The organism is Corynebacterium afermentans subsp. lipophilum, from assembly GCF_030408375.1.
Taxonomy (GTDB): domain Bacteria; phylum Actinomycetota; class Actinomycetes; order Mycobacteriales; family Mycobacteriaceae; genus Corynebacterium; species Corynebacterium lipophilum.
On sequence record NZ_CP046530.1, the window covers coordinates 2,329,644 to 2,353,801 of the forward strand.

Below are 24,158 nucleotides of genomic sequence, written 5' to 3' on the forward strand. Positions count from 1 at the left end.
ATGACCCTGCTCCCTGCCTACTACGGCGAGTTCGGCGGACAGTTCGTCCCCGAGTCGCTCATCCCGGCGCTCGACCAGCTTGAGCAAGCCTTCGTGGACGCGTTCAACGACGAGGCATTCATGAACGAGTACCGCGGCCTGCTCCGCGAATACCTCGGTCGACCCACCCCGCTCACCGAGTGCCGCAACCTACCGCTCGAAGGCAACGCGCGCATCTTCCTCAAGCGCGAGGACCTCGTCCACGGCGGCGCGCACAAGACCAACCAGGTCATCGGCCAGGCGCTGCTGGCCAAGCAGATGGGAAAGACCCGCATCATCGCGGAGACCGGCGCCGGCCAGCACGGCACCGCCACCGCGCTCGCCTGCGCGCTGCTGGGCCTGGAGTGCGTGATCTACATGGGCAAGACCGACATGGAACGCCAAGCGCCGAACGTCTACCGCATGCGCCTGATGGGCGCCGAGGTCGTCGGTGTGGAATCCGGCGCGGGCACGCTCAAAGACGCGGTGAACGAGGCGCTTCGCGACTGGACCGCCACCTTCCACGAATCCCACTACCTCCTTGGCACCGCGGCGGGGCCGCACCCGTTCCCGAAGATCGTCAAGGAGTTCCACCGCGTGATCTCCACCGAGGCCCGCGCCCAGATCCTCGAGCGAACCGGGCGGCTTCCCGACGTCGTAGTCGCCTGCGTCGGCGGCGGCTCCAACGCGATCGGCACCTTCGCCGACTTCATCGACGACACCAGTGTCGAGCTCGTCGGTGCCGAACCCGGGGGAGAGGGCTTCGGCCTCGGCGCCCACGGCGCGGCCATCGCCCAGGGCACGACCGGCCTGCTCCACGGCACGTATTCCTACCTGATGTGCGACGAGGACGGCCAAGTGCAGGATTCCTACTCCATTTCCGCCGGCCTGGACTACCCGGGCGTGGGCCCGGAGCACGCACACCTGGCCAAGTCCGGCCGCGCTTCTTATGTTCCCGTGACCGACGACGAGGCCCTCAACGCCTTCCAGGCACTGTCGCGCCACGAGGGCATCATCCCCGCGCTCGAGTCCTCACACGCTCTCGCCTACGCCCTCAAGCGTGCCGCCGAGCACCCGTCCGACGCGGAGCCGTTGCACATCCTGGTCACCCTGTCCGGCCGCGGCGACAAAGACATCGCCCACGTGCAAACCTCGCTCGACAAGAAGGAGAAGTAAATGAACCGCTACGAGAAGCTCTTCGCTAAAGGTGACGGCGCGTTCGTGCCCTTCATCATGCTCTCGGACCCGACCCCGGAGGACGCGGTGGAGATCGTCTCCGCCGTCGTTGACGCCGGGGCGGATGCAGTGGAGCTCGGCGTGCCGTTCTCCGACCCCGTCGCGGACGGCCCCGCCATTCAGGGTGCGCATGTGAGGGCGTTGGCGGGCGGAGCGACCGTCGATAAGGCGCTTGCGCAAATCCGCACCATCCGCGAGCGTTACCCGGAGCTGCCCATCGGCATGCTGGTATACGGCAACGTCGCGCACGCGCGCGGCCTCGAGCGGTTCTACCGCGAGTTCAAGGAGGCGGGTGCGGACAGCATTTTGCTTCCCGACGTCCCCGTGCGTGAGTCCGCCCCCTTCAGCGCAGCCGCCACCGCGGCCGGCATCGACCCGATCTACATCGCCCCGGCGAAGGCGTCGGAGGAAACGCTCGAGGCTGTGGCGGCGAACTCGCGCGGCTACATCTACGCCATCTCGCGCGACGGCGTGACCGGTGCGGACAAGGAGGCGACGGTGCAGGGCCTGCGTGAGGTCGTCGACAATGTGCGAAAGTTCGGTGGGCCTCCGGTGCTGCTGGGCTTCGGCATTTCCAAACCGCAGCACGTGCGCGACGCGATCGCCGCGGGGGCCGCGGGAGCGATCACCGGCTCGGCGATCACCAACATCATCGACAAATACATCGAGGGCAACCATGTGACCGACATGGACGCGCTGAAAGCCGAGCTGAGTGAGTACGTCACTGCCATGAAGGGCGCTACGATCGCATCATGACCTGTTCACGACGCATGTTCCTGCTCGGCACCGCAACCACGTTTGCCGGTGCGTTCCTCGCCGCCTGTGGAGAGGCGGCCCCCGAAGAAGTTGCCAAGACCGACGTGCCCGTCGGCTCCGCGGTGATCCTGGACAAGTTCATCATCGCCCAGCCCACCGCCGGCACCTACGTGGCCTACTCGAGTGTGTGCCCGCACCAGCAGAAGAAGATCACCAAGGTTGAGGGCGACACCGTCAAGTGCACTGCCCACGGCTCGGTGTTCAGCATCGCTGACGGCGCCCGCGTCTCCGGCCCGGCCGTCACTGGGATGCGCGAGGTGCCAGTGACCGACGCCGGCGACAAAGTCTCCGTTTCCGAGTAGATGAAGAAGCTCGACCCGCTACTTGTCGGCATCGTTGTCGCGGCGGCGCTCGCGTTCGTGCTGCCCGCCCAGGGCGCGTTCGCGGACGGGTTCGCCGTCGCGGTGAAGCTGGGCATTGCGCTGCTGTTCTTCCTCTACGGCGCGCGCCTGTCTACCCAGGAGGCGCTCAAAGGCCTGACCAACTGGCGTCTGCACGCGCTGATCCTGGCGTTCACGTTTGTCATCTACCCGGTGATTGGCCTGCTCGCTCGCCCGACGACGGCCTTCATGTCCGAGGACCTGTACCAGGGCCTGCTGTTCATGTCGCTGGTGCCGTCCACCGTGCAGTCCTCAGTGGCGCTCACCGGGGTGGCGCGCGGCAACGTCTCGGGCGCGGTCGTGGCGGCGTCTGTGTCCTCGCTCGTCGGTGTGGTGGCCACGCCGCTTCTTGTGATGTGGCTGATGGGCGCCGGCGACGGGGTGTCCGTGGACGCCTCCGTGTTCGGCGACATCGCGCTGCAGCTGCTCCTGCCGTTCATCTTGGGGCAACTCGCGCACAACTTCGTCCCGCGGGTGGGGGAGCTGGCCAAGTCGAAGGCGACGAAGATCGTGGACCGCGGCTCCATCTGGTTGGTGGTCTACTCCGCGTTTTCGCGCGGCGTCGTCTCCGGGGTCTGGTCGAACGTCTCCGCGTGGGAGATCGTGTTCCTCACCGTGTTCTCGTGCGTGCTGGTCGTCGCTATGCTGTGGCTCACCCGCATCCTCCCGGAGGCGCTGCGCTTCCCACGCGAGGATCGCGTGGCCATCCAAATGTGCGGCACCCAGAAGTCCCTCGCGACCGGCCTGCCCATGGCCACCGTCATCTTCGGCGGCGCCTCACTCGGCGTCCTGATCATCCCGCTGATGATCTACCACATGTGCCAACTGGTCATCTGCTCCGCGTACGCCTCCCGAATTTCCTAGGAGTTTCACGTGAAACATTTCGTCCGCATCCACTACAACGTCCCCGAACTCGGCGGCGAGCTGCTCAACATCGCCGAACTCGAGGAAATCTCGGCCCACGAGTGCACCATGGTGCGCATGATTGAACTCGACCCGGCCGAGACCATCACCGGCATCTACGTCGACGGCCGTGTCATCGGCCAGGCAAACCAACCCATGGGCACCGTCCCACACCCGCGCACCTACGACTCCATGGAGGGCATCACCGCCACCCACCTCAGCGAGGAGGAGTTCGAGGGCCTCTGGTCCGAGGCGCAGGCAAAGTTGCAATAGCTTATCGACGTCCCTCCGGCCCGCCCCGCCACCGGCGCGGGCCTTTTTCGTTGGTGGGACCCAATAGTTGGGGGTTTCGGAATTGTCCGCAATGCGGAGTTGCGGGGGACCGGACGACAACGCCACCGCGAGAGTGATCGGCCAGGCAAGCAGAGTCAGAGCAGACAATATCCCCAGCAGGGGGCGCTTATCCCACACCGCCATAACAAACCCCAGAACAGATACCGCGATCAAAGCAACCCAATAAAGCCATTGGGCCCACATGGGAACGCGGTCACCCATGAACGGTGCTGCGATCCAAACCGCCGCAAAAATCGGGTAGATAAACGCTGTGCGGTGAGCTTTCTCCATGGTCCGGCACCTCTCCACCCGCATTCATGGTGGCATCCCGACATTCCCGCAGCTGTCCGCAATGCGGAGCCTTTTCGTTGGCCCTTACCAACTATTGGTGGAGGCGGAATTGTCCGCAATGCGGAGTTGCGGACAAGTTTCAGCAGGTCAGAGGAATGTCGGACGCGAGTTTTATAATGTACGCAATCGAACTCGCATTCGCCTCAAGGGGGGCCAAAATGACCGCCGCATTGACCACCGAATCTAACCCCATCGCCGTCGCGTTGAGCCAGCAAATCGAGGACACGCACCGCGCAATGACCCAAAACAAAGCAGAGTTATTGTCCGCAATACAAATGTTTGATGAACTCGCACTTGCTATCGAATGTGGTTCCTCAACCACCGCACACTTCCTCATGCGCCGCCTGGGCGTGTCCTCCTCAACCGCGCACGAGTACGTCAGCGTCGCCCACCGTCTTCGACCTTTCAGCTACCTGCAGCAACACTTCACTGACGGTGCGCTGAACTATTCAGTGGTGCGACTGCTGCTGAAGTACATGACCGCCGAAAACGAGCGTGACTTGGTAGATCTCGCCCTCGGGATGGGCTACCACGAACTGGAATGTGCGCTAGCGGGGAAGAAGCCGCAGGACGAGGAGGGTGAAGACAGCCCGCAGTACTACCTGAGCCTGCACAAGCGCGATAACGGCGATATCGCGTTCCACGGCAACCTCAACGCCGCGGATGGCGCTGCATTCATCGCCGCACTGAAGATCGGGGAGATCGCGTACTGCGACCTCGACGAAGTGCTCGAGGACCTGGACCCGAAGGTTCACGGTGAAATCGACATCGCTCTGGAGCGTGCCGAGGACGTGGAGGAGAACCGCCCCGCACGAAAGACAGTGTCCGGATACGGGCTGCCGATTGGGCGCATGCTGCTGAGTGCGCTCATGGGCGTCGTCCACATGGCGCGCACGACGCCGCGCAACACGCTAACTACGCCGGGTGCCCACGTGAACATCTTGGCCACCAAGGACGGACGTGGCTACATGCCCAACAATGTGGGCGCGCCGTCGAAAGCCATCGCGAGCTTGCTTGCTAACGCGGAGGTTCGCATCTCAACGGTCAACTCCGACGGCCTCATCCTCAACACTGGACGTAAACAGCGTCTCGCAACAAACGGGCAGGTCAACGCGCTGTTAGCGATGTGGGGTGGGCAGTGCGCCGCACCCGGGTGCACACACACGCGGTTCATTGAGATCCACCACATCGAGGACTGGGCCACCGGGGGCCTGACCGACCTGGAGAACCTTTTGCCGCTGTGCTCCGCCTGCCACTCCCTGGTCACGGAGGGCTACCTGAAGACGCTGAAGGAGCACTCAGACATCCATTTTGTCTACGGCGACGGGACGCGTTTCGTGTCCACGAACTACTCCCTGCCGCGGCGCGACGACATCATGCGGACCATGGAGGAGTGCAATTGGTCCTTCACCGACTAGTGAGGCTTAGAAGAACTGCTCAACGGCCGGCACACCCGGGACACCCGGGATCTTGCCCGCTGCGGCCGCGGCGGCACCAACGAGTGCCAAGACACCTGCGGCGATGCCGGTGCCGACGAGGATGTCGTAGGTGGTGCCGAGCTTGTAGCCACGTGCGACGTCGTTCTTCAGGGAGGAGGTGGCGCTCTTCGGCACCAGGTTCTTGTCAGAGGAGCTCTTGTACGGGCCCGAGTAGCCGCTGCCCGGGTTGCGAAGTTCACGGGCCTCGGCCTTCAACTTGGCGCCAGCGAGGTGTTTATCGGTGACGTCAGACGCCTTCGTCGGCTTCACTGCCGTCTCAAGGTTCTCCAGCGTTTCGTTCAACGTGTTCTCTTCAGCCTGTGCCGGTACGGCTGCCAAAGACAGGGCAGTGGTAGCGGCCAAAGCAGCTGCGGTGATGCGCTTCATTGGAAACTCCTTTGTGCGAATCTGACGTTAAATAACCCGGAACCGGGCTCGCGACAGTAAAACACACGTTTCCGCAGGTATTCAAGCCTTTCTGGAGATGTAACGTCTCCACCTTCTGTGACGATATACAAAGCTCCCGATGCGCAAAAACTCCCCTCCTGAGCAGAGGAGAGGAAGACTAGAAAACGATGTTGACCAACAGCATGTACAGCGCGGTGCCGGCGAAGATCGATACATCGGCGCGGCGCTTCCACCAGTGCAGCAGCAGGGTGGCCGCGAGGGCGATGAGCGCGGAGGCGAGGTGGGCAGGCGAACCGGCGTGGCCGACGAGGGTGTAGGCGACAAGCACTGTCATCACGCCGACGGGCATGAGCACGGCGAGGAAGTCGATGAACGGGCTGCCCTTGAGCACGCGCAGCATGGAAAAGGGGAGAGCGCGCAGCAGCACGGTGACTACGCCTACAGGTATGAGCACCGCGGCCACCATGCCGAGGGAGACGCCGTCGGGGAGGCCGTAGTTACTCATGGCAGCCGCCAGGTGAGGGTCTCGTCGACGCGCGGGGCCCAGAAACGCAGTAGGAGGACAAGGAAGTAGGACACCAGCGCCACGATGATTACCTGGCCGGGCAGTACCACTGCGGCCGCCAGAGCGAGACCGCCGGCGATCAGGGGAGCGGAGAGGTCGCGGCTGGCCTGGAACGCCTCGAAGGCCAGCACGGCGAACAGGGCGGTCAGGGCGAAGTCGAAACCTTCCACGCCCGCAGGAATGACCGCGCCCGCCAGGGCGCCGACGACGCCGGAGGCCACCCACGCGATCTGGCAAACCACGGAGATGGTTATAAGGCGCGAGCCTGAGGGGCGGTCGCGGAGGGTGGAGGTGATGGCGTAGACCTCGTCGGTGAGCGCGTAGGTGGCGTAGGCGGAGGGTGCGCCGCGGCGGAGCTCCGAGCGCGGGTAGGTCAACCCGTAAAACAGGTGACGGAAGTTCACCATGAACCCCGTGATCGCGGACGAAACGGGGCCGACTCCGGTGAGCACCATGTCGATGGCCAAAAACTCCATCGACCCGGCGTAAATCACGGTGGAGAAAATCGGGGTCCACCACCACGCGAAGCCGGATTGGGTCATCAGCAGGCCGAACGCCAGCCCGAGCGGCACCAAACCGAGGGCGACCAGCCAGGTGTCGCGAAGACCCAGCCGAATTTCGGCCGATGTTTCACGTGAAACGGTCACTAGTTGTCCTCGAGGTTCGCGGGGAAGGTGGCGAACAGGGGCAAAGGCATTGCTTGTCGACGCATCACGTCACCCCACAGATCCGCACCCGCGGGAGCGACGACGTCGGAGGGCAGGGCGGGGGTGACAAACCAGTCGCCGCGCAGGATCTCGTCGTCAAGTTGGCCCGGCGCCCACTCGGCGTAACCGGCGAAGATGCGGATGCCGTCGAGGGAATCACCGACCTCAAGGGGAGAGGCGTTCAAGTCCACGAGTACGAGGCGGTTGGCCAGGCGGTTGAGGTAGGGGTTGTCGGACGCGCCGGCCGTCGTCACGCCCAGGCCCACAGCGGAGTCCACACCCACCGGCCCACCGATGTGCACGGCCTGCGGCTTGGCGGCCAGCTCCTCCCAGCCGGGCATGACGTTGGCCACCGCGACCTCGCTGCGGCGGTTCAGCACCACGCCGAGGGTGTGGTCCGCGTCTTGCTCCAGCACGAGAACCACGGTGCGGGCGAACTCGGGCGAGAACATGCCGGGCGCGGAAACGAGCAGCATGCCCGGCTCCGGATCAACCCGCTCCAGTGCGTTGAACAGGCGGTCTGCGTAGAAATACTCAGGCATTTTCCTTCTCCCACCAGGCTTTCAGCTCGGCGACGGCCTCGTCGTGCTCAAGTTCGCCGCGCTCCAAGCGCAGCTCCTTGAGATACTTCCATGCCTTGCCCACCTCCGGGCCGGGTTCGAGGCCCAGGATCTGCATGATCTCGTTGCCGTCCAGGTCCGGGCGCACGCGCGCGAGGTCCTCCTTGGCGGCGATGTCCGCGATGCGCTCTTCCAAGTGGTCGTAGGTGCGCTGCAGGCGCGCGGCCTTCTTGGCGTTGCGGGTGGTGGAATCGGCGCGCACGAGTTTGTGCAGCTTGGGCAGCAGTTCGCCGGCGTCGGTGACGTAGCGGCGCACGGCGGAGTCGGTCCACTGGCCCTCGCCAAAGCCGTGGAAGCGCATGTGCAGGAACACGAGCTGGCCCACGTCCGAGATGACGTGCTTCGGGTACTTCAGGGCCTTCAGGCGCTTGCGGGTCATCTTCGCGCCGACCACCTCGTGGTGGTGGAAGGTCACGCCGCCGCCCTCCTTGGGTGCGCGGGTGGCTGGTTTGCCGATGTCGTGCATCAGCGCCGCCCAGCGCAGCTTCAGATCCGGGCCCTCGTCCTCGAGTTCGGTGGCCTGGCGCAGCACGGTCAGGGAGTGGCGGTAGACGTCCTTGTGCTGCATATGCTCGTCGGTCTCCAGCTGCAGCGCCGGAATCTCGGGCAAAATATACGACGCCAAACCGGTGGACACCAGCAGGTCGATGCCCTCCCAGGGACGCGCGCCGAGCATGAGTTTGTCCAGCTCAGCCTGTACGCGCTCGGCGGTGATGCGCTCGATCTCGCCCGCCATGTCACACATCGCGTCATATACCCGGTCGGCCACGCTGAAGCCCAGCTGGGAGACAAAGCGGGCCGCACGCAGCATGCGCAGCGGGTCGTCCCTAAACGACACTTCGGGCTCCTGCGGGGTGTCCAGCACCTGCTGCACAAGGTCCGAAAGTCCGTCGACGGGGTCGTGGAAGGTGGGGGAGAGGCGGAGCTCGTCGTCAAGCGAAAGCTCAATGGCCATCGCATTGCAGGCGAAGTCGCGGCGGATGAGGTCGCCCTCGAGCGTGTCGCCGAAGGTGACTTCGGGGTTGCGGGTCACGCCGTCGTAGAGGTCGGAGCGGAAGGTGGTGATTTCCACGGTTTCGCCGCGGCGGATGGCGGAGACGGTGCCGAACTCGATGCCGGTGTCCCACACCTTCTCGCCCCACTCGCCCAGGATCTCCTGGATCACCTCGGGGCGCGCGGAGGTGGTGAAGTCGAGGTCGTGCACCCCGCGGCCGAGCATCGCGTCGCGCACCGAGCCGCCTACCATATATAAGGTCTCGCCGCGGCCGGAAAACAGTTGCGCGAGGGGCTCAAGCAGAGCAGCATGCTTGGCCACGACATCCTGCGCCCTCGCCATCAGCGCAGGGGCGGCAAGCGGGTCGGTCGGGTCTGGCATATCGAAGAGCTTCTGCGTCACCCGGGACACGATACCCGCCACCCCCGCGCGGGAAGTACCACAACCGGCCGAAAGACCGATACCATGACACGAATGAGTGACAACCAGCGCCCGGTACCGGGGCCCTCTAACGGCAAGGGGGGCTCCGGCGGCGGTAAGCGCCGGCCGCGGCGCCGGCGCGGGGGCAAACCCGCCGAGCAGCAACAGCAGCCGGGAGACAAACCGAAGCGGAAGCGGAATAACCGCCGCGGAAAGAACTCCCGCGGCGGCCGCAAGCAGCACAATCGTCGAAGGTCGAAGTACCAGCAGCACGATTCGTCGATAGAAACGCGCGACGAGACCTCCGCCGGCGGCCTTGTGGTCTCCGGCATGGCTGAGGCCGTGGGCAAGGACGGCAAGGTGGACATGAGCCGCATCTACGTCGCGCTCATCGGCCGCTTGGACCGCCGCGGGCGGCTGTTGTGGTCCATGCCGAAAGGCCACGTGGAAAACGGCGAGCACCAGTGGGTCACCGCCGAGCGCGAGGTGTGGGAGGAAACCGGCATCACCGGAGAGGCCTTCGACACCCTGGGCACGATCGACTACTGGTTTGTCTCCGACGGCGTGCGCATTCACAAGACGGTGCACCACAACCTCCTGCGCTACGTCGACGGCGTGTTCAACGACGAGGACCCGGAGGTCACCGAGGTGGCGTGGGTGCCCATGAGCGACCTGATGGAGCACCTCGCGTACGCCGATGAGCGCAAGCTCGCCCGCATCGCCTACGACCGGATGCCGGACTTGGCCAGGAAGGAAAAGAAAGCCGGAAGGGCAACTCCGCGATGAACCGGTACGCCGCGCTGGCTGCCGTCGTGCTCGCCGCCCCCGCCGTGCCGCTGGCGCCGGACAACCCGGAAGTGACGGAGCAGTGGGCGAACCTGACCGTGCGCCCGTCCGAAGGCGAGCAGGCGAGTGTGGAGGTCGTCGAGGCCCCGCACGCCATCTCCGCCCACGATCCGTTTCACGTGAAACTTCGCGTGACCAACCACTCCGAGGACACGCTCGAGGGCTTCAGCGTGGTCCCGCGCCGAGCCTCGGCGGTGGCCTCCGTGATGGAGCAGCGCTATGCAACCATCGCTGGCCAGCAGGAGTATGGGGTGGTGGGGGAGGCGCGTGACGTCGATAGGCAATTGGCCCCAGGCGACTCGCTGGAGCTCGAGATGGACCTGGGCCTCGACCTGCCGGATGTGGGCACGTACCCAATCATGCTGCAGCTTCTCGACGCCTCCGGTGCCCCCCTCGACACCGACCGCTTCCACATGGGCGTCAAGGGCGTCCGGGACGACATCCGGGCCGCGGAGCTGACCGCGCTGTACCCGGTGACCGCGGACGTGGACATCCTGCCCGGCGAGACCGGCGAGGCGCCTGAGACGCAACCGCTGGTGCTGGCGAACGACTCGCTGGCCGGCCAACTCGCGCCCGAGGGGCGGCTGAGCAAGCTGGTGGACCAGTACATCGAGGCGGCCCAGACACCGGAAGTCGGTTACGCCACCTGCGTCGCGCTGGACCCGGCACTGATAGACACCGTGGAGCGCATGCAACACGGCTACACCGTCGACGACGAGCGCCCCGCCGTGGTGGAAGAACCGAAACGGCTGCGCGACTCCTGGGCAGACGAGGGCGACCCCGACGGCGAACCCGGCACCGGCGCGGACGACGCGAAGGTATGGCTGGACAAGGTGCGCCACATCGCCGCCACCGGCTGCACGGTGTCGCTGCCGTGGGCGAACGCGGACTTGAACGCCGTGGCGCGCACCGGCGACAAGTGGCTCATGCGCGAGGCGGTGGAGCGCGGTCCGTTCGTGCTGCAGCGCGTACTCGGCAGCGCCGGCACCCTGAACACCGTGGTCACCGGCGCAGGCTACGTCGAAAACGGCACCGCGCCGGCGCTGGGATGGGCGGACCACTCGCGCTCCACCGTCATGGACGAAGGCATGCAGGCCGCGTGGGAACGCGCCGAAGCGGCCGGGGTGCAGGAAGAACACGACGGGTCTGAAAGCGCCCTGGAGCGCGCAGACATGGCGGATCTCGCCGGGTCGGCCGCACCCGCACCGCAGCAACCAGTGCGCGTGCTGGCCGCCGCGCCAGGTAGGAACTACGGCTGGATCGCGCCGGGAGTGATGACGGTGGGCTACCAGTCCTCCCTGGCCACCGTGCTGGCCGCCGCCGGCGTGGACCCCGAAACCACCGGTTTTTCAGAACAGAACCTGCGCTACAACTACGCGGTGGACTCCAAGGCCGCCCGCGACACCAACGCCGCCGCCGCGGTGCGGCTGGCCGCCCAGTCCGCCTGGGTGGCGGGAGACTCCGGGGAGCAGCCGGAGCCGATCCTGGTCGCCCCGCCCGCGAACTGGGACGCGGACACCGCCGCCACCGTGCTGGGCACCGTGGCCGAGCTGGTCACCGGCGCGGGCGCGCACCCCATGGCGTTTGGCACCTACCTGGACGCGCCAGCTGACGTTCAGCCTGCGGGTGAGCCGGAGGAACACACGGACCCCACCGCGTTCACCGACGCGGAGGTGCTGCAGGTGACCCAGCAGGCCGGGTTCATCAACGACCTGACGGGGCTGATGGTGCCCGACACCGGCATTGCGCTGACCCGCTACGGGTTCACCCTGCCGCTGCGCCGGGACCTGCTGCAGGCGCTGTCCATCGGGCAGCGCCGGGCAATGTCGCGCTACAGCGACGCGGCGGCGGCCACCAGCGAGCGCCTCGGCGCCTCCCGCGCCGCACTGGGAGACCTGCGCTCGGCGGTGGACCTGATCCCGCCCGGGAACGTCTACACGCGCACCTCCAATTCCAGCCCGCTGCTCATCGTGGCCCGCAACGGGTTGCCGCTGCCGGTGGAGACTTCCATCAACTTCTCCGGGCCTGCGGACGCCCGCTTGCACGTGCCCGGGGTGCTGCGCATCCCGGCCCGCGGGTCTGTCACGGTGCAGATGACCGCGGACCTGCCGGAAAGCTCCCGCAGCACGGACCTGAATCTGTACCTGGCGAGCGCGAACGGGCAGCCGATCTCGCAGCCCGTGGACATCTCCGTGCGCACCACGCGGATCACGGTGGGCCGCTGGCTCGCCATCGCCGCGCTGGTTCTGGCCGGGCTGCTGGTGGTCATAGCGTTGCGCGGCGCGCGGGGCAGCCCGCCAAAAGACAGCGACCCAAAACCAGAAGCCAGGAGACCTAAGAATCGGAGAACCAAGTGACGGAACAGGGACTGCGCCGGCGCATTGTCACGCCAGCGCCGCCAGCGCCGGTGCCCGCGCCGCGCGAGACCAAACCGGCGCGCGAGGAGCTCGAGGACGGCGCGCCGGATAAGTCGCTGCTGACCACCAGCCCCAAGGGCGAGACCATCGCCCCGCCGCAAACCGCCGACACCGTAGCCGCGGGCGCAGCGGGCGCCGTCGCTGTCGCCGAGCCCCAGGCCAGCGAGGAGGAGCCCGCCGCCGAGGGCGGGGAGAAGGTCGTGCGCGCCACCGGCTCAATGGCCGTGGCCACCCTGATCTCGCGCATCACCGGGTTCATCCGCACCGTGCTCATCGGCGCGGCGCTCGGAGAGGTAGTGGCGGCGTCCTTCAACACCGCCAACACCCTGCCCAACCTGATCACGGAGATCGTGCTCGGCTCCGTGCTCACCGCCTTGGTGGTGCCGGTGCTGGTGCGCGCGGAGAAGGAGGACGCGGACCACGGCGCCGCGTTCATCCGCCGCCTGTTCACACTGACCCTGACGCTGATGACGGTGGTCACCGTCGCCGCCGTGGCGGCCGCGCCGCTGCTGACCCGGATGATGATGGACGAGGACTCCCTGGGCAACCTGGTCCAAACCACCTCGTTCGCGTACTTGGTGCTGCCGCAGATCTTCTTCTACGGCATGTTCTCCCTGTTCATGGCAATTTTGAACACGAAGGAGCACTTCCGCCCGGGCGCCTGGGCCCCGGTGGCCAACAACGTCGTCTCCATTGCCGTGCTCGTGGCGTACATGGCGCTGCCGGGGCAGCTGAACCCGGCGGCGCCGACGTCGATAAGCAATCCCCACGTGCTCCTGCTGGGGCTTGGCACCACGGCTGGCGTGGTGGTGCAGTGCCTGATCATGCTGCCCGCGCTGCGCAAGTTGGGCATCGACCTACGCCCGCTGTGGGGCATCGACGAGCGCCTCAAGCAGTTCGGCGGCATGGCGCTGGCGATTGTCACCTACGTGGCGATCAGCCAGTTCGGCTACGTCATCACCTCGCGCATCGCGTTTGACTCGGACGCGGCGGCGCAGTTCATCTACCAGCAGCACTGGATGCTGCTGCAAATGCCGTACGGCATCATCGGCGTCACCCTGCTCACCGCAATCATGCCGCGCATGTCCCGCAACGCCGCGGAAGGCGACGACGCAGCCGTGGTCGCGGACCTGACCATGGGCACGAAGCTGACGTTCATCGCGCTGATCCCCATCATCATCTTCATGACGGCGCTGGGCCCCGACATCGCCCACGCGCTGTTCGCCTACGGCTCGTTCAGCCCCCAGGCCGCGCACCTGCTCGGCATGACCATCTCCGCGTCCTCGTTCACCCTGATCCCGTACGCGCTGGTGATGCTGCACCTGCGCGTGTTCTACGCGCGCGAAGAGGCGTGGACGCCCACGTTCATCATCGCCGGCATCACCGGCACGAAGATTCTGCTGTCCGCGCTCGCGCCGTACATCGCGCAGGACCCCAGCCACGTGGTGGTGCTGCTCGGTGCGGCGAACGGCTTCGGCTTCGTCGCCGGCGCGCTCATCGGCGGGCTGCTGCTGCGCCGCAAGCTGGGCACCCTGCGCTCCAGCGACGTGCTGCGCACCTCCATCTGGGCGGTGGCCGCGGCACTCGTGGGTGTTGCGGTGATCTTCGGTGTGCGCTGGCTGCTTCGCGACGTCGCCGGTCTGCACCTGCCCGAGGCCCTCGGACGCCTCATCGGTGCCCCCAGCCTGGGCAACCTCATCGAGGTGGTCCTGCTCGGCCTGCTGTTTCTGGTGGTCACCGGCCTGGTGCTGTCGCGCTCCAAACTGCCCGAGGTGCAGAACCTGGGCCGCGCGCTGCAGCGCATCCCGGTGCTGGGGCGCTTCATCCGCCCGGACGAGGACCGCGCGCTCGAGGTGGGCGAGGCGGACCCGCGGGACGTGTCCAACCAGTTCCTCGCCTCCGACACCTTCAACGCCTCCCCGGTGCCGCCGCCGATGTCCGCCGGCGTGGTCCGCGGGCCGCGCCTGGTTCCGGGTGCGGGGGTGTCCGACGGGCGCTTCCGCCTGATCCGCGACCACGGCGCATCCACCGGCGCACGCTTCTGGCAGGCGCGCGAGGTAGCCACCGGCAGAGATGTGGCGCTGACGTTCGTGGACACCACCGGTGCCGCGCCGATGGCCCCGGCCACCCCGCGCGAGGCGGCGCTGAAGGCCGCCGGCGTGGCGCGGCGCACCCGCAAGATGGCCAAGCTGCACCTGCCCGCGGTGGCCGAAAACATTGAAATCCTGTCCTACCGTTCCGGCGCCCTCGTGGTGGCGGACTGGGTGGAGGGCTCCTCGGTCAAGGCCGTAGCGGAGTCCGGGCAGACGCTGCACACCGAGGCCGTGGCCAACGCGCTGGCGCCTTTGGCCGGCGCGATGGCGGCGGCGCACGAGGCGGACGTGCCGCTGGGCCTGGACAACCGCCAGCAGCTGCGCATCGACCACGAGGGGCACGTCCGCCTGGCGTTCCCGGTGGTGCTGCCGGACGCCACCCCGGCAACGGACGCGGAGTCCTTCGCCTCCGCGCTGACGCTGCTGACCAGCAACGTCAGCTCCGACGGCCTGGACGACGTCACCGCCCGCACCCGCGCGCTCGTGGACGCGGACGCGGTGGACCAGGCCGCCTTCCGCGACATCGAGCGCGCCCTGTACGAGGCGGCGAACCTGCCGGTGCCCAACGAGGACGCGCCGACGGACGAGATCCCGGTGGTGGAGATCTACGAGCCGGTCGAGCCGGTGGCCGAGCACGTGGAGGACCCGGACGAGCTGCGCGGCGGCTTCGGCGGCCGCACCATGGGCCCGGTGACCATCGGGCTGCTCACTTTCGCCGCGGTCATCGCCGCGGTGCTGGTGGGCGTGCTCACCACATACCTGGTGGACTTCGTCTCCGGCGAAAACGTGGTGGACCGTCCGTCGGCCGCGCCCACAACCACCACACGCGACCCGGGCATGCCGGTGGTCATCGGGCCGCTGAACATGGAGGTCCTAGACGACAGCTCCGTGCAGTTCACCCCCGAGGACGGCTCGGCGTTCACGCTTGAGCAGGTGCTTATCGACGCCTCCGGCACCGCCAACTACACCCTGTACGGCGTGCCAGCAGAGCAGGAGACCGCGCACCCGCCCGTGATCGCGGAGGGCAAGTTGCGGAGCGGCCAGATAAGCGCCGACGCGGAAACCAACGAACCGCTGTTGCGCGTGGTGCTGAAGGTGGACGGCGAGACGGATGTGAAGAACGTTTCGCTGGTCGGCCACGTGGTTGTCCACTGAAATGCGCACCCGGCCCTAGGCAGGGGGTCTAGGGCCGGGGCATAGTGGGGGCAACTGAATTTTTGGGGGGAAAATGGACTACATCAACGACCGGCAGCTGGTGGCGAACTACCTGGCGGGGGACCGGCAGGCCTTCGCGCTCATCGTGCGGCGCCACCGCAAACGCATGTACTTCGCCGCCCGCAACTTCGCGCGCAACGAGCAGGACGCCCAAGACATCGTCCAAGACGCCCTGTTCAAGGCGGCGCGCAGCATGCACACCTACCGCGGGGAAGCGAAGCTGTCCACGTGGCTGCACCGCATGACCATCAACGCCGCGATAGACCACCAACGCAAAGACGGCCGCTCCGGCGCCCAGTGCAGCCTGGACGACAACGACACCGTCGACATCGACGCGAACAAGTACCTCGCCTACAACCCCATGGAGAACATGGAGCGCACCATGGCCATGCGCCAAGCCCTGGCGGTGCTGCCGCAGGCGCAGCGCAAAGCTCTGTGGCTGATCGACGTCGCGGGCATGAGCGTCGGCGACGCTGCCGCCGAACTCGGGGTGCAACCCGGCACCGTGAAGTCGCGCCGCTACCGGGCGCGGGAAGCCGTCGCAGCGGCGATAGGGGAGGCGGCGCCGGCGCGCTAAGATCTGCAACCATGACTTCCCCCGGCTTCAACTTTGTCACCCCGCAAACCGATGCGGCACCGGCGCCCGCAGCCGCCACTACCGGCACCGACGAGGTGCACGGCCTGATCATCGTCGGCTCCGGCCCCTCCGGTTACACCGCCGCCCTCTACGCCGCCCGCGCGGAGCTGAAACCGCTCGTGTTCGAGGGCTACGAGTACGGCGGCGAGCTGATGAACACCACCGAGGTGGAGAACTTCCCCGGCTTCGAAGACGGCATCATGGGCCCGGACCTCATGGCGAACATGCGCGCCCAGGCCGAGAAGTTCGGCGCGGACCTGCGCCAGGAGCTGGTGGACTCCGTGGACTTTTCCGGCGACATTAAAAAGGTCGTCGTGGACGACGAGGTCTACCAGGCCCGCGCCGTCATCCTCGCCACCGGCGCCGCGCCGCGCCACCTGGGCATCCCGGGCGAGGCGGAGCTGACCGGCCGCGGCGTGTCCACTTGCGCCACCTGCGACGGCTTCTTCTTCAAGGACCAGCACATAGCCGTCGTCGGCGGCGGCGACTCCGCCATGGAGGAGGCCACCTTCCTGACCAAGTTCGGCTCCAAGGTCACGCTGATCCACCGCTCGGAGAACTTCCGCGCCTCCAAGATCATGCTCGAGCGCGCACGCGAGAACGACAAGATCGAGATCCTCACCAACACCGTGGTCGACTCCGTGGTGGAAGCGGACGGCAAGGTCGGCGGGCTGAACATCCGCAGCACCGTCACCGGCGCAGAAAGCGTGCTGGATGCCACTGCGCTGTTCGTCGCCATCGGCCACGACCCGCGCTCCGGTTTCCTGGCCGGCCAGGTGGCCGTGGACGAGGGTGGTTACGTTCAGGTGGCGGAGCCGTCGACAAGCACGAGCGTTGAAGGCGTGTTCGCGTGCGGCGACCTGGTGGACAAAACCTACCGCCAGGCCATCACCGCCGCCGGCGCTGGCTGCCGCGCCGCGCTGGACGCGCAGCACTATCTGGCGGCGCTGTAGAATAGCGCGCATGAACGCACCAGTTGATGTGACCCAAGCAACCTTCAAAAACGAGGTCATCGAGGCGGACACCCCGGTGCTCGTGGACTTCTGGGCGGAGTGGTGCGGCCCATGCCGCAAGCTCTCCCCGCTGCTGGACGAAGTCGCCCAGGAGATGGCCGGCCAAGTCAAGGTGGCGAAGGTCAACGTGGACAACGAGCGCGCGCTCGGCGCCATGTTCCAAGTCATGTCCATCCCCACCGTCCTGCTGTTCAAGGACGGCAAAAAGGTCGACGAGTTCGTGGGTGTGCGCCCCAAATCCGAGATCGTTTCCAAGATTCAGGCGCAGCTCTAGCGGCGCGTAGACTGACCGTGTCCATCCGAATAGAAAGGCCCGCATGCAAGACATTTTGCGCGTTGGCGACTCCAGCACACGGGTCGCCGAGGTCCGGATGTCGCTCGCTCGCCTGGGCCTGCTAGACGGCTACGAGGGCGAGATCGACTCCACCCGCCGCTTCACCGAAGCCGAGATGCTTTACGACGACACGCTGTGCGAAGCCGTCAAAGCCTTCCAACAGTCCCGCGGCATCGTGCCCACCGGGACCATCGACTCGGCGACGCTGCGGGAACTGCGCGAAGCCTCCTACACCCTCGGCGCGCGCGTGCTGAGCTACCAGCCCGGCCAGGAAATGGTCGGCGACGATGTCCGGCAGCTGCAATCCCAGCTCCACGAGCTGGGCTTCTACCCGCACCGGGTGGACGGCCGCTTCGGTCCGCACACCTACGAGTCGCTGATGAACTACCAGCTCAACTCCGGCCTGGAAGACGACGGCGTGTGCGGCCCCGACACGCTGCGCGCCCTGTCGCTTCTGGGCCGGCGCATCACCGGCGGGTCCGTCCAGGCCATCCGCGAACGCGAGACCGTGCGCCAGGCCGGCCCAAACCTGACCGGCAAGCGCGTGGTCATCGACCCGGACTTGGGCGGCACCGACCGCGGCCTGGTGGTGGACGGCCCATACGGCCCCATCACAGAAGAGGAAATCCTGTGGGATTTGGCCCAGCGCATAGAGGGGCGCATGGTTGCCGCCGGCATGGAGACCATCCTGTCGCGCCCGCGCGGCGACAACCCCTCCAACAAGCAGCGCGCCGACCTGGCCAACGGGTTCAAGGCGGACCTGCTCATTTCCCTCCGCCTGGATTCCTACCCGAATGAGAAAGCCAACGGCGTGGCCACGTTCTACTTCGGCTCCGAGAAGGGCAGCTCGTCGCTAACCGGGGAGACGCTCTCGAGCTACATCCAGCGCGAGGTCGCCGCCCGCACCCAGCTGCAGAACTGCCGCAACCACGCCCGCACCTGGGAGATGCTGCGCATGACCCGGATGCCGTCGGTGGAACTGGTGGCCGGCTACCTGACCAACCCGGGGGACTTGGCGATCCTTACCGACCCAAACGAGCGCGACGCCATCGCCGAAGCCGTCGTGGTGGCCGTGAAGCGCCTCTACCTGCTCGACCACGACAACCGGCCCACCGGCACCTACTCCTTCAAGGAGCTGCTGCGGGAGGAAAAGCACGCCTAGTCGGCGCCCTGGATAAGCCCCATGATGCGCTCGAAGTCGTCCTTGTCGCCGAACTCGACCACAATCTTGCCCTTGCGCTTGCCCATGGTCACCGACACCTTGGTGTCCCAGATGTCCGCGAGGGAATCGGCGGCGCGGGTGAGGTACTCCGGCTGCGGGGCGGGCTGACGCTTCGGCTTGTCCGGCACCTTGCCGCCTGCGTTGATCAGGGACACCGCCTCTTCCGTGGCGCGGACGGACAGCCCCTCGGCGACGATGCGGTCGGCGAGTTGAGCCTGGGCGTCGGCGGTGTCGTCACCAACCTTAATGCCCAACAAGGCACGCGCGTGACCTGCGGAAAGCACGCCGGCGGCGACGCGGCGCTGCACACCCACGGGCAGGTTGAGCAGGCGGATCGCGTTGGTGATCACGGGGCGCGAGCGGCCCAAACGGTCCGCGAGCTGCTCCTGGGTCACGCCGAATTCGTCGAGAAGCTGCTGGTAGGCGGCCGCCTCTTCGAGCGGGTTGAGCTGGACGCGGTGGATGTTTTCCAAAAGCGCGTCGCGCAGCATGTCCTCGTCGGAGGTTTCGCGCACAATGGCCGGGATGTGCTTCAGGCCGGCCTTGGAGGCGGCGCGCCAGCGGCGCTCGCCCATAATCAGCTCGAAACCCTCGGGCGTGTCGCGCACAACGATGGGCTGCAGCAGGCCGAACTCGCGGATGGAGTGGACCAGCTCAGCCAGCTCGTCCTCGTCGAAGACCTGGCGCGGCTGCTTCGGGTTGGGGATGATCTGGCCGACCGGGATCTCCTGGTAGCGCGCGCCCACCGGCACGGGCTGGATCACCTTGTCACGCTTGGCGGACACTGTCGGGGCGCCCTGGACTTTCTTTTTGGGGGCGCCCTTTGGTGCGTCGTCAGGCTTGGGTGCTTCCTTGCCAAAGATCACGTCGGAGGCGCCCCCGCCGATGCCCGGGGTCTTGCCGTTTTTGTCGATGTCCGACGGCGTCGACGGGATCAGCGCCGCCAGTCCGCGGCCGAGGCCGCCCTTGCGTTCTGCCATTGATTAGTCCTCCTCAGAGTCGAGCTGGTTGTAGACCTCGGGGCTCACGCCGATCGGGCCGGTGGTGGGGTGGGGCTGGTAGTCGCCGCGGGTGGCCAGCTCCTTCGCCGCGTCGAAGTAGGCCAGCGCGCCGCGCGAGCCGGGGTCGTAATCGATGACGGTCTGGCCGTAGCCGGGCGCCTCGGAGACCTTCACGGAGCGGGGAATGACGTTGTTCAGCACCACCTGGCCGAACTGGCCGCGCACCTCGTCGGCGACGTCGGCGGCAAGGCGGGTGCGGGCGTCGTACATCGTCAGCAGGATCCCGGAGATGTGCAGGTTGTGGTTCAGGTGCTCGCGGATCATGCCGATGTTGCCCAAAAGCTGGCCCACGCCCTCGAGCGCGTAGTACTCGCACTGGATGGGGATGAGCACCTCGTCCACCGCGGTCATCGCGTTGATGGTGAGCAGCCCAAGCGACGGCGGGCAGTCAATGAACACGTAGTCGAAGCCGTGCTCGTCCAAAAAGCCGCGGCGGATCTGGTCGTGCAGGCGGTATTCGCGCCGCACCATGGACACCAGCTCAATCTCCGCGCCGGCCAGGTCGATGGTGGCGGGGATGCAGAACAGGTTCGGATTCTCCGGGTGCGGCTGCACGGCGTCGGAAGCCTCGGCCTCGCCGATGAGCAACTCATAGCTCGACGTGGTGCCGGAGGTGTGCTCCGCACCGAGCGCGGTCGACGCGTTGCCCTGCGGGTCCAGGTCGATCACCAGCACCTTCAAACCCTGCTTGCTCAGCCCGGCCGCCAGGTTCACGCTGGTGGTGGTCTTGCCCACGCCGCCCTTCTGGTTGGCCACGGTGACCACGCGCGGCTGGTCCGGCTTCGGGAGCGTTTCGCTTCTCGACGTCACACGCGCCGCGCGCATCGCCGCCTCCATCACAGGAGTCTCGTCGTAGTTTTCCATCTACGCCCCCTTCTTTCTGCGCTGGATCCGAATCAACGTGGTGGGCTGCTCCAGCACGGATCCGCCCACGGTGAAGATCTCCGCCTCGCCGCCGCCGGCCTTGGTAATGGCCTTCGCGTCGCGCTCGAGTTCCTCGGCCACGGATTCGCCCTTCATCGCAATCATGTACCCGCCGCCCTGCAGCAGCGGAATGGACCACCCGGCGAGCTTACCCAGCGGGGCGACGGCGCGGGAGGTGACTGCGTCGAACTCCGCCTTGGGCTGCTCCTCGGCGCGCCCGCGCACCACGGTCACGTTGTCCAGCCCCAGCTCGGAGACGACCTCTTTGAGATACGTGGAGCGCTTCAGCAGCGGCTCAATCAGCGTGATAGAAAGATCCGGCCGCGCAATCGCCAACGGGATGCCGGGAAGGCCCGCGCCGGAGCCGATGTCCGCGACCTTCAGCCCGGGCTCGAACGCCTCCGCGATCACCGCGCAGTTGAGAATGTGGCGCTCCCACAGGCGGTCCACTTCTTTCGGCCCGATAAAGCCGCGCTCGGCGGCCGTTGTCGCCAGCGAGCGGTGGTAAGCCTCGGCCAACCCGAGGCGTTCTCCGAAGACTTGGGCTGCGGCTGCAGGGGAGGTATCCGACATGCACAACACTGTAGTCGGCCCGCCGACATGAAAAAGTCCCGGCCGAAAACGGGCCGGGACATGCGTCGATAAGCAGGAGGCTACTTACCTTGCTTCCGCTGCTTCTTCGTGCGGCGGTCCTTGGTGCGCGCGCCCGGGGCGGGGGCGGTGGTGCGCTTGAGCTCCACCTTGCGCGCCTCCTCGGCGGCCTCTTCGGCGTCCATCTTGTTGTTCAGCCACATGGACTGGAAGAACGTCCAAACGTTGTTGGTGAGCATGTAGAACAGCAGACCGATGTGCCAGATCATGCCGGTGGCAAGAATCATGACGGGGAAGAACCACATCATCATCTTGTTCATCATGCCCATCTGGCTCTGCATCATCTCGGCCATCTCGCCCTGCGGCTTCGGGCCCTTGCCGGCGGCCTTGCGGGCCTCCTGGCGCTTGACCATGATGCGGGCGTTGAGGTGGGTGAACGCCGCACACAGCACGACCAGCGGCAGGCACACGGCGATGATCTGCGCACGGGTGAGATCCGCGTTGCCGAAGGCGGCGAAGGCTTCCTGCGGCATGGACATGTACGCGGACAGCGGCACGCCGAAGAAGTCCGCGTCCAGGAAGGACTGCACGTCTTCAGCCGGGAAGGCGTAGTTTGCCGTGGAGCGGTTTTCCTCCACAGACATTCCCAGCTCACTGGTGCGGTTGAAGGAGCGCAGCACGTGCAGCAGGCCGATGAAGATGGGCAGCTGCACAATCGGCACGATGCAGGACGACAGCGGGTTCGTCCCGTTTTCGCGGTAGAGTTTCTGCGTCTCCTCGGCGATCTTCTGCTGGTCGCCCGCGTACTTTTCGCGGATCTCCTGCATCCGCGGCTGCATCTCCTGCATTTTGCGCATGGAGCGCATCTGGTTGACCATCGGCTTCAGCAGCAGCAGGCGCACCGTGCAGGTGAGCAAGACGATGGCCAGGATCCAGGAGATGCCAGAATCCTTGGGGATGACAAAGCCGAGAACCTCGTGCCAGAACCTCAGCACCCAGGAAATCGGCCAATAGATGATATTCAGCACGTTTCGGTGTTACTCCTCACTCATTTCAATGCTGCCCGGCACCGGGTCGTAGCCGCCGGGGTGCCAGGGCCCGCATTTACACAGCCTGGCCGCGGCCATTGCGCCGCCGCGCACCGCCCCGTGGCGTGACACGGCTTCGAGCGCATACGCACTGCATACTGGCATAAAACGGCACGTCCCGCCCATCTTAAGGGGTGAGATGTACTTTTGGTAACTGCGAATCAGCCCCACCAGCAGTTTCGCCACAGGCCCCTTCGCGGCGGGGATTTCGCCGCCTGCGAAGTTGAAGTAGGCCATTATCGTTTCTTTTGCGCTTTGTCCAGCGCTTTTTCAAGATCGCGCGCGAGCTCGTCGCTAGTTGCGGCGCCGGCGGGCGGTAGGGCGCGGATCACAACATCAAAGGAGCGCCCAAGCTTATCGACGAGCTCCCGCTGCACCACCACATTCCGCAACTTCCGCGACACGGCGTGACGCGTCACCGCATTGCCCACCTGCTTGGACACCACCAGGCCGAAGCGCGGCCCTCCCTGGATGACTGCGTCGCCGCGCTGGTACACATGCACCATTAACGTGCGAGACCCCGCGCGCACACCCTTCCTCATCGCAGTTTTGAAGTCTGCGGAGGAAGAAAGCTTGTGCGGGCGGGGTAACACGCGCGGGTTGAAACTATGCCGTCAGCTTTGCGCGGCCCTTCTTGCGGCGCGCGGAAACGATGGCGCGGCCGGCGCGGGTCTGCATGCGGGCACGGAAGCCGTGCTTGCGTGCGCGGCGACGGTTGTTCGGCTGGAAAGTCCGCTTAGACACGGTGGACTCCTTGTGCGGTCATGAACAGCCGACGGCTCGTCAAAGCCTCCCGGGGAAGTGGCCGTTCCAAATGTGAAACGTTGCGTTGAGATTGCGGTTCGGCTCCGAAGTTGGAGCGCAGTTCGCGTGCAGCGCCTTCGCCGGCTCGCCTTGGATCAAGCGGCCCGGTGCCCGGCGGGGGCGGTGCTCTCAGATGTACGCCGGTGCGACCGACGTAAAGACGGGGTTAAGACTACGCGAATTTGTGCGCCCCGGCCAAATCAACACGCACACTTTTTTCCAGGGGCGATCGGGTACCCCCGTAATTACAACGGTGTGTTTTTTCGCAGGTGGCGCGGGAAATCCTCCCCGCACCCTGCGAGAGGGCTGAGAGTATGTGGACAGCTGTTCGACGCGACAAGTTATCCACAAAAACCCCTCCGGGCGAAGTTTCGACAGCCCGAGGTCGGAGCGGGTAACAATGAAGCAATCACCACAATCGCACAGCCTGGGGATGCACAGGCCTGTGGATAACTGTGAAGTACCGGTTGAGACTTTCGCCGAAAAATTGTTGTTTAGGCAGGTCAAAGCGGTGCAAGATCTCGCACAGAGTTATCCACAGGGTCTGCACGCCCTGTGGACAAACCGCGCTGCTAAAGTATCCACACCTGTGGATAACTCTGTGGAACAGCAGGTGACAGCGCGCCGAGCGGGCGAGCAGAGTTGTGGATTGCACATGTAGGCAGGAACAGACTGGAGACGACG

General features: G+C 66.2%; 25 protein-coding genes. 13 read left to right on the forward strand and 12 right to left on the reverse strand.

Annotated features, from left to right (window positions below):
* From trpB to CAFEL_RS11095, 6 genes are all read left to right on the forward strand, one after another.
* Complete coding sequence (gene trpB, locus CAFEL_RS11070) at positions 1-1,194, forward strand: tryptophan synthase subunit beta (protein WP_194559904.1); 1,194 nt, start codon at positions 1-3, stop codon at positions 1,192-1,194.
* Positions 1,195-2,010, forward strand: coding sequence for a tryptophan synthase subunit alpha (gene trpA / locus CAFEL_RS11075; RefSeq protein ID WP_194559905.1), 816 nt, complete (start codon positions 1,195-1,197; stop codon positions 2,008-2,010).
* The gene (locus tag CAFEL_RS11080; RefSeq protein ID WP_194559906.1) at positions 2,007-2,372 is read left to right on the forward strand and encodes a Rieske (2Fe-2S) protein; all 366 of its coding nucleotides are present in this window, start codon (positions 2,007-2,009) and stop codon (positions 2,370-2,372) included. Before trpA ends, CAFEL_RS11080 begins: the two co-directional genes overlap by 4 nt.
* Positions 2,373-3,314: a bile acid:sodium symporter family protein gene (locus tag CAFEL_RS11085; RefSeq protein ID WP_194559907.1), complete on the forward strand. Its 942-nt coding sequence runs from the start codon at positions 2,373-2,375 to the stop codon at positions 3,312-3,314.
* A gap of 9 nt (positions 3,315-3,323) precedes the next feature.
* Complete coding sequence (locus tag CAFEL_RS11090) at positions 3,324-3,626, forward strand: hypothetical protein (RefSeq protein WP_063937066.1); 303 nt, start codon at positions 3,324-3,326, stop codon at positions 3,624-3,626.
* A 686-nt stretch (positions 3,627-4,312) separates the two neighbouring features.
* Positions 4,313-5,455: an HNH endonuclease signature motif containing protein gene (locus CAFEL_RS11095; protein WP_194559908.1), complete on the forward strand. Its 1,143-nt coding sequence runs from the start codon at positions 4,313-4,315 to the stop codon at positions 5,453-5,455.
* Between the two features lie 6 nt (positions 5,456-5,461).
* Here the strand turns inward: CAFEL_RS11095 and CAFEL_RS11100 are convergent, their stop codons facing one another.
* The 5 genes from CAFEL_RS11100 to CAFEL_RS11120 form a co-directional block, all read right to left on the reverse strand.
* Positions 5,462-5,902, reverse strand: a complete 441-nt coding sequence (locus CAFEL_RS11100; RefSeq protein WP_194559909.1) for a hypothetical protein — start codon at positions 5,900-5,902, stop codon at positions 5,462-5,464.
* Positions 5,903-6,080: 178 nt separating this feature from the next.
* Positions 6,081-6,428, reverse strand: a complete 348-nt coding sequence (locus CAFEL_RS11105) for a branched-chain amino acid transporter permease (RefSeq protein WP_194559910.1) — start codon at positions 6,426-6,428, stop codon at positions 6,081-6,083.
* Positions 6,425-7,135 carry an AzlC family ABC transporter permease gene (locus CAFEL_RS11110; protein WP_290172055.1) on the reverse strand — a complete coding sequence of 237 codons (711 nt, stop codon included), beginning with the start codon at positions 7,133-7,135 and terminating at the stop codon, positions 6,425-6,427. Before CAFEL_RS11110 ends, CAFEL_RS11105 begins: the two co-directional genes overlap by 4 nt.
* A complete protein-coding gene (locus tag CAFEL_RS11115; protein ID WP_194559911.1) occupies positions 7,135-7,737 on the reverse strand; it encodes a YqgE/AlgH family protein in 603 nt (200 codons plus the stop codon). Before CAFEL_RS11115 ends, CAFEL_RS11110 begins: the two co-directional genes overlap by 1 nt.
* Positions 7,730-9,151 (reverse strand): CCA tRNA nucleotidyltransferase, encoded by a 1,422-nt coding sequence (locus CAFEL_RS11120; protein WP_394354795.1) that lies wholly within the window; start codon positions 9,149-9,151, stop codon positions 7,730-7,732. The genes CAFEL_RS11115 and CAFEL_RS11120 overlap by 8 nt, the downstream gene beginning before the upstream one ends.
* Between CAFEL_RS11120 and CAFEL_RS11125 the strand changes: the two genes are divergently transcribed.
* The 7 genes from CAFEL_RS11125 to CAFEL_RS11155 all read left to right on the forward strand — a co-directional run bounded on the left by CAFEL_RS11125 (position 9,119) and on the right by CAFEL_RS11155 (position 18,946).
* Positions 9,119-10,015, forward strand: coding sequence for an NUDIX hydrolase (locus CAFEL_RS11125; protein WP_228496313.1), 897 nt, complete (start codon positions 9,119-9,121; stop codon positions 10,013-10,015). The two genes, CAFEL_RS11120 and CAFEL_RS11125, sit on opposite strands and share 33 nt — an antisense overlap.
* Complete coding sequence (locus tag CAFEL_RS11130; protein ID WP_194559912.1) at positions 10,012-12,432, forward strand: DUF6049 family protein; 2,421 nt, start codon at positions 10,012-10,014, stop codon at positions 12,430-12,432. The genes CAFEL_RS11125 and CAFEL_RS11130 overlap by 4 nt, the downstream gene beginning before the upstream one ends.
* Positions 12,429-15,740: a murein biosynthesis integral membrane protein MurJ gene (locus tag CAFEL_RS11135; RefSeq protein WP_394354790.1), complete on the forward strand. Its 3,312-nt coding sequence runs from the start codon at positions 12,429-12,431 to the stop codon at positions 15,738-15,740. Before CAFEL_RS11130 ends, CAFEL_RS11135 begins: the two co-directional genes overlap by 4 nt.
* Positions 15,741-15,813: 73 nt before the next feature.
* Positions 15,814-16,377: a sigma-70 family RNA polymerase sigma factor gene (locus CAFEL_RS11140; protein WP_063937076.1), complete on the forward strand. Its 564-nt coding sequence runs from the start codon at positions 15,814-15,816 to the stop codon at positions 16,375-16,377.
* Positions 16,378-16,388: 11 nt separating this feature from the next.
* On the forward strand, positions 16,389-17,390 hold the full coding sequence (gene trxB / locus CAFEL_RS11145; RefSeq protein WP_194559913.1) for a thioredoxin-disulfide reductase: 1,002 nt from the start codon (positions 16,389-16,391) through the stop codon (positions 17,388-17,390).
* Between the two features lie 10 nt (positions 17,391-17,400).
* A complete protein-coding gene (gene trxA, locus CAFEL_RS11150) occupies positions 17,401-17,724 on the forward strand; it encodes a thioredoxin (protein ID WP_194559914.1) in 324 nt (107 codons plus the stop codon).
* Between the two features lie 43 nt (positions 17,725-17,767).
* A complete protein-coding gene (locus CAFEL_RS11155; protein ID WP_194559915.1) occupies positions 17,768-18,946 on the forward strand; it encodes an N-acetylmuramoyl-L-alanine amidase in 1,179 nt (392 codons plus the stop codon).
* Here the strand turns inward: CAFEL_RS11155 and CAFEL_RS11160 are convergent.
* The 7 genes from CAFEL_RS11160 to rpmH form a co-directional block, all read right to left on the reverse strand.
* Entirely contained in the window at positions 18,943-19,986 is a 1,044-nt protein-coding gene (locus CAFEL_RS11160) for a ParB/RepB/Spo0J family partition protein (RefSeq protein ID WP_194559916.1), read from the reverse strand. The genes CAFEL_RS11155 and CAFEL_RS11160 overlap by 4 nt on opposite strands.
* A 3-nt stretch (positions 19,987-19,989) precedes the next feature.
* Positions 19,990-20,931: a ParA family protein gene (locus CAFEL_RS11165; protein WP_194559917.1), complete on the reverse strand. Its 942-nt coding sequence runs from the start codon at positions 20,929-20,931 to the stop codon at positions 19,990-19,992.
* Positions 20,932-21,564 carry a 16S rRNA (guanine(527)-N(7))-methyltransferase RsmG gene (gene rsmG / locus CAFEL_RS11170; protein WP_194559918.1) on the reverse strand — a complete coding sequence of 211 codons (633 nt, stop codon included), beginning with the start codon at positions 21,562-21,564 and terminating at the stop codon, positions 20,932-20,934. It abuts the gene before it with no gap.
* Between the two features lie 80 nt (positions 21,565-21,644).
* Positions 21,645-22,610, reverse strand: a complete 966-nt coding sequence (gene yidC, locus CAFEL_RS11175; RefSeq protein ID WP_194559919.1) for a membrane protein insertase YidC — start codon at positions 22,608-22,610, stop codon at positions 21,645-21,647.
* A gap of 9 nt (positions 22,611-22,619) precedes the next feature.
* Positions 22,620-22,907 (reverse strand): membrane protein insertion efficiency factor YidD, encoded by a 288-nt coding sequence (yidD, locus tag CAFEL_RS11180; RefSeq protein WP_194559920.1) that lies wholly within the window; start codon positions 22,905-22,907, stop codon positions 22,620-22,622.
* On the reverse strand, positions 22,907-23,263 hold the full coding sequence (rnpA, locus tag CAFEL_RS11185; RefSeq protein WP_194559921.1) for a ribonuclease P protein component: 357 nt from the start codon (positions 23,261-23,263) through the stop codon (positions 22,907-22,909). The genes yidD and rnpA overlap by 1 nt, the downstream gene beginning before the upstream one ends.
* A 13-nt stretch (positions 23,264-23,276) precedes the next feature.
* On the reverse strand, positions 23,277-23,414 hold the full coding sequence (gene rpmH / locus CAFEL_RS11190; protein WP_034996682.1) for a 50S ribosomal protein L34: 138 nt from the start codon (positions 23,412-23,414) through the stop codon (positions 23,277-23,279).
* Positions 23,415-24,158: the final 744 nt, after the last annotated feature.

What these genes read in the sequence shown, in the direction of transcription:
- trpB (WP_194559904.1), top strand. Translation starts at nt 1, where the DNA reads ATGACCCTGCTCCCTGCCTACTACGGCGAGTTCGGCGGACAGTTCGTC.
- trpA (WP_194559905.1), top strand. Translation starts at nt 1,195, where the DNA reads ATGAACCGCTACGAGAAGCTCTTCGCTAAAGGTGACGGCGCGTTCGTG.
- CAFEL_RS11080 (WP_194559906.1), top strand. Translation starts at nt 2,007, where the DNA reads ATGACCTGTTCACGACGCATGTTCCTGCTCGGCACCGCAACCACGTTT.
- CAFEL_RS11085 (WP_194559907.1), top strand. Translation starts at nt 2,373, where the DNA reads ATGAAGAAGCTCGACCCGCTACTTGTCGGCATCGTTGTCGCGGCGGCG.
- CAFEL_RS11095 (WP_194559908.1), top strand. Translation starts at nt 4,313, where the DNA reads ATGTTTGATGAACTCGCACTTGCTATCGAATGTGGTTCCTCAACCACC.
- CAFEL_RS11100 (WP_194559909.1), bottom strand. Translation starts at nt 5,902, where the DNA reads ATGAAGCGCATCACCGCAGCTGCTTTGGCCGCTACCACTGCCCTGTCT.
- CAFEL_RS11105 (WP_194559910.1), bottom strand. Translation starts at nt 6,428, where the DNA reads ATGAGTAACTACGGCCTCCCCGACGGCGTCTCCCTCGGCATGGTGGCC.
- CAFEL_RS11115 (WP_194559911.1), bottom strand. Translation starts at nt 7,737, where the DNA reads ATGCCTGAGTATTTCTACGCAGACCGCCTGTTCAACGCACTGGAGCGG.
- CAFEL_RS11125 (WP_228496313.1), top strand. Translation starts at nt 9,119, where the DNA reads ATGCTTGGCCACGACATCCTGCGCCCTCGCCATCAGCGCAGGGGCGGC.
- CAFEL_RS11120 (WP_394354795.1), bottom strand. Translation starts at nt 9,151, where the DNA reads ATGGCGAGGGCGCAGGATGTCGTGGCCAAGCATGCTGCTCTGCTTGAG.
- CAFEL_RS11130 (WP_194559912.1), top strand. Translation starts at nt 10,012, where the DNA reads ATGAACCGGTACGCCGCGCTGGCTGCCGTCGTGCTCGCCGCCCCCGCC.
- CAFEL_RS11140 (WP_063937076.1), top strand. Translation starts at nt 15,814, where the DNA reads ATGGACTACATCAACGACCGGCAGCTGGTGGCGAACTACCTGGCGGGG.
- trxB (WP_194559913.1), top strand. Translation starts at nt 16,389, where the DNA reads ATGACTTCCCCCGGCTTCAACTTTGTCACCCCGCAAACCGATGCGGCA.
- trxA (WP_194559914.1), top strand. Translation starts at nt 17,401, where the DNA reads ATGAACGCACCAGTTGATGTGACCCAAGCAACCTTCAAAAACGAGGTC.
- CAFEL_RS11155 (WP_194559915.1), top strand. Translation starts at nt 17,768, where the DNA reads ATGCAAGACATTTTGCGCGTTGGCGACTCCAGCACACGGGTCGCCGAG.
- CAFEL_RS11160 (WP_194559916.1), bottom strand. Translation starts at nt 19,986, where the DNA reads ATGGCAGAACGCAAGGGCGGCCTCGGCCGCGGACTGGCGGCGCTGATC.
- CAFEL_RS11165 (WP_194559917.1), bottom strand. Translation starts at nt 20,931, where the DNA reads ATGGAAAACTACGACGAGACTCCTGTGATGGAGGCGGCGATGCGCGCG.
- rsmG (WP_194559918.1), bottom strand. Translation starts at nt 21,564, where the DNA reads ATGTCGGATACCTCCCCTGCAGCCGCAGCCCAAGTCTTCGGAGAACGC.
- yidD (WP_194559920.1), bottom strand. Translation starts at nt 22,907, where the DNA reads ATGGCCTACTTCAACTTCGCAGGCGGCGAAATCCCCGCCGCGAAGGGG.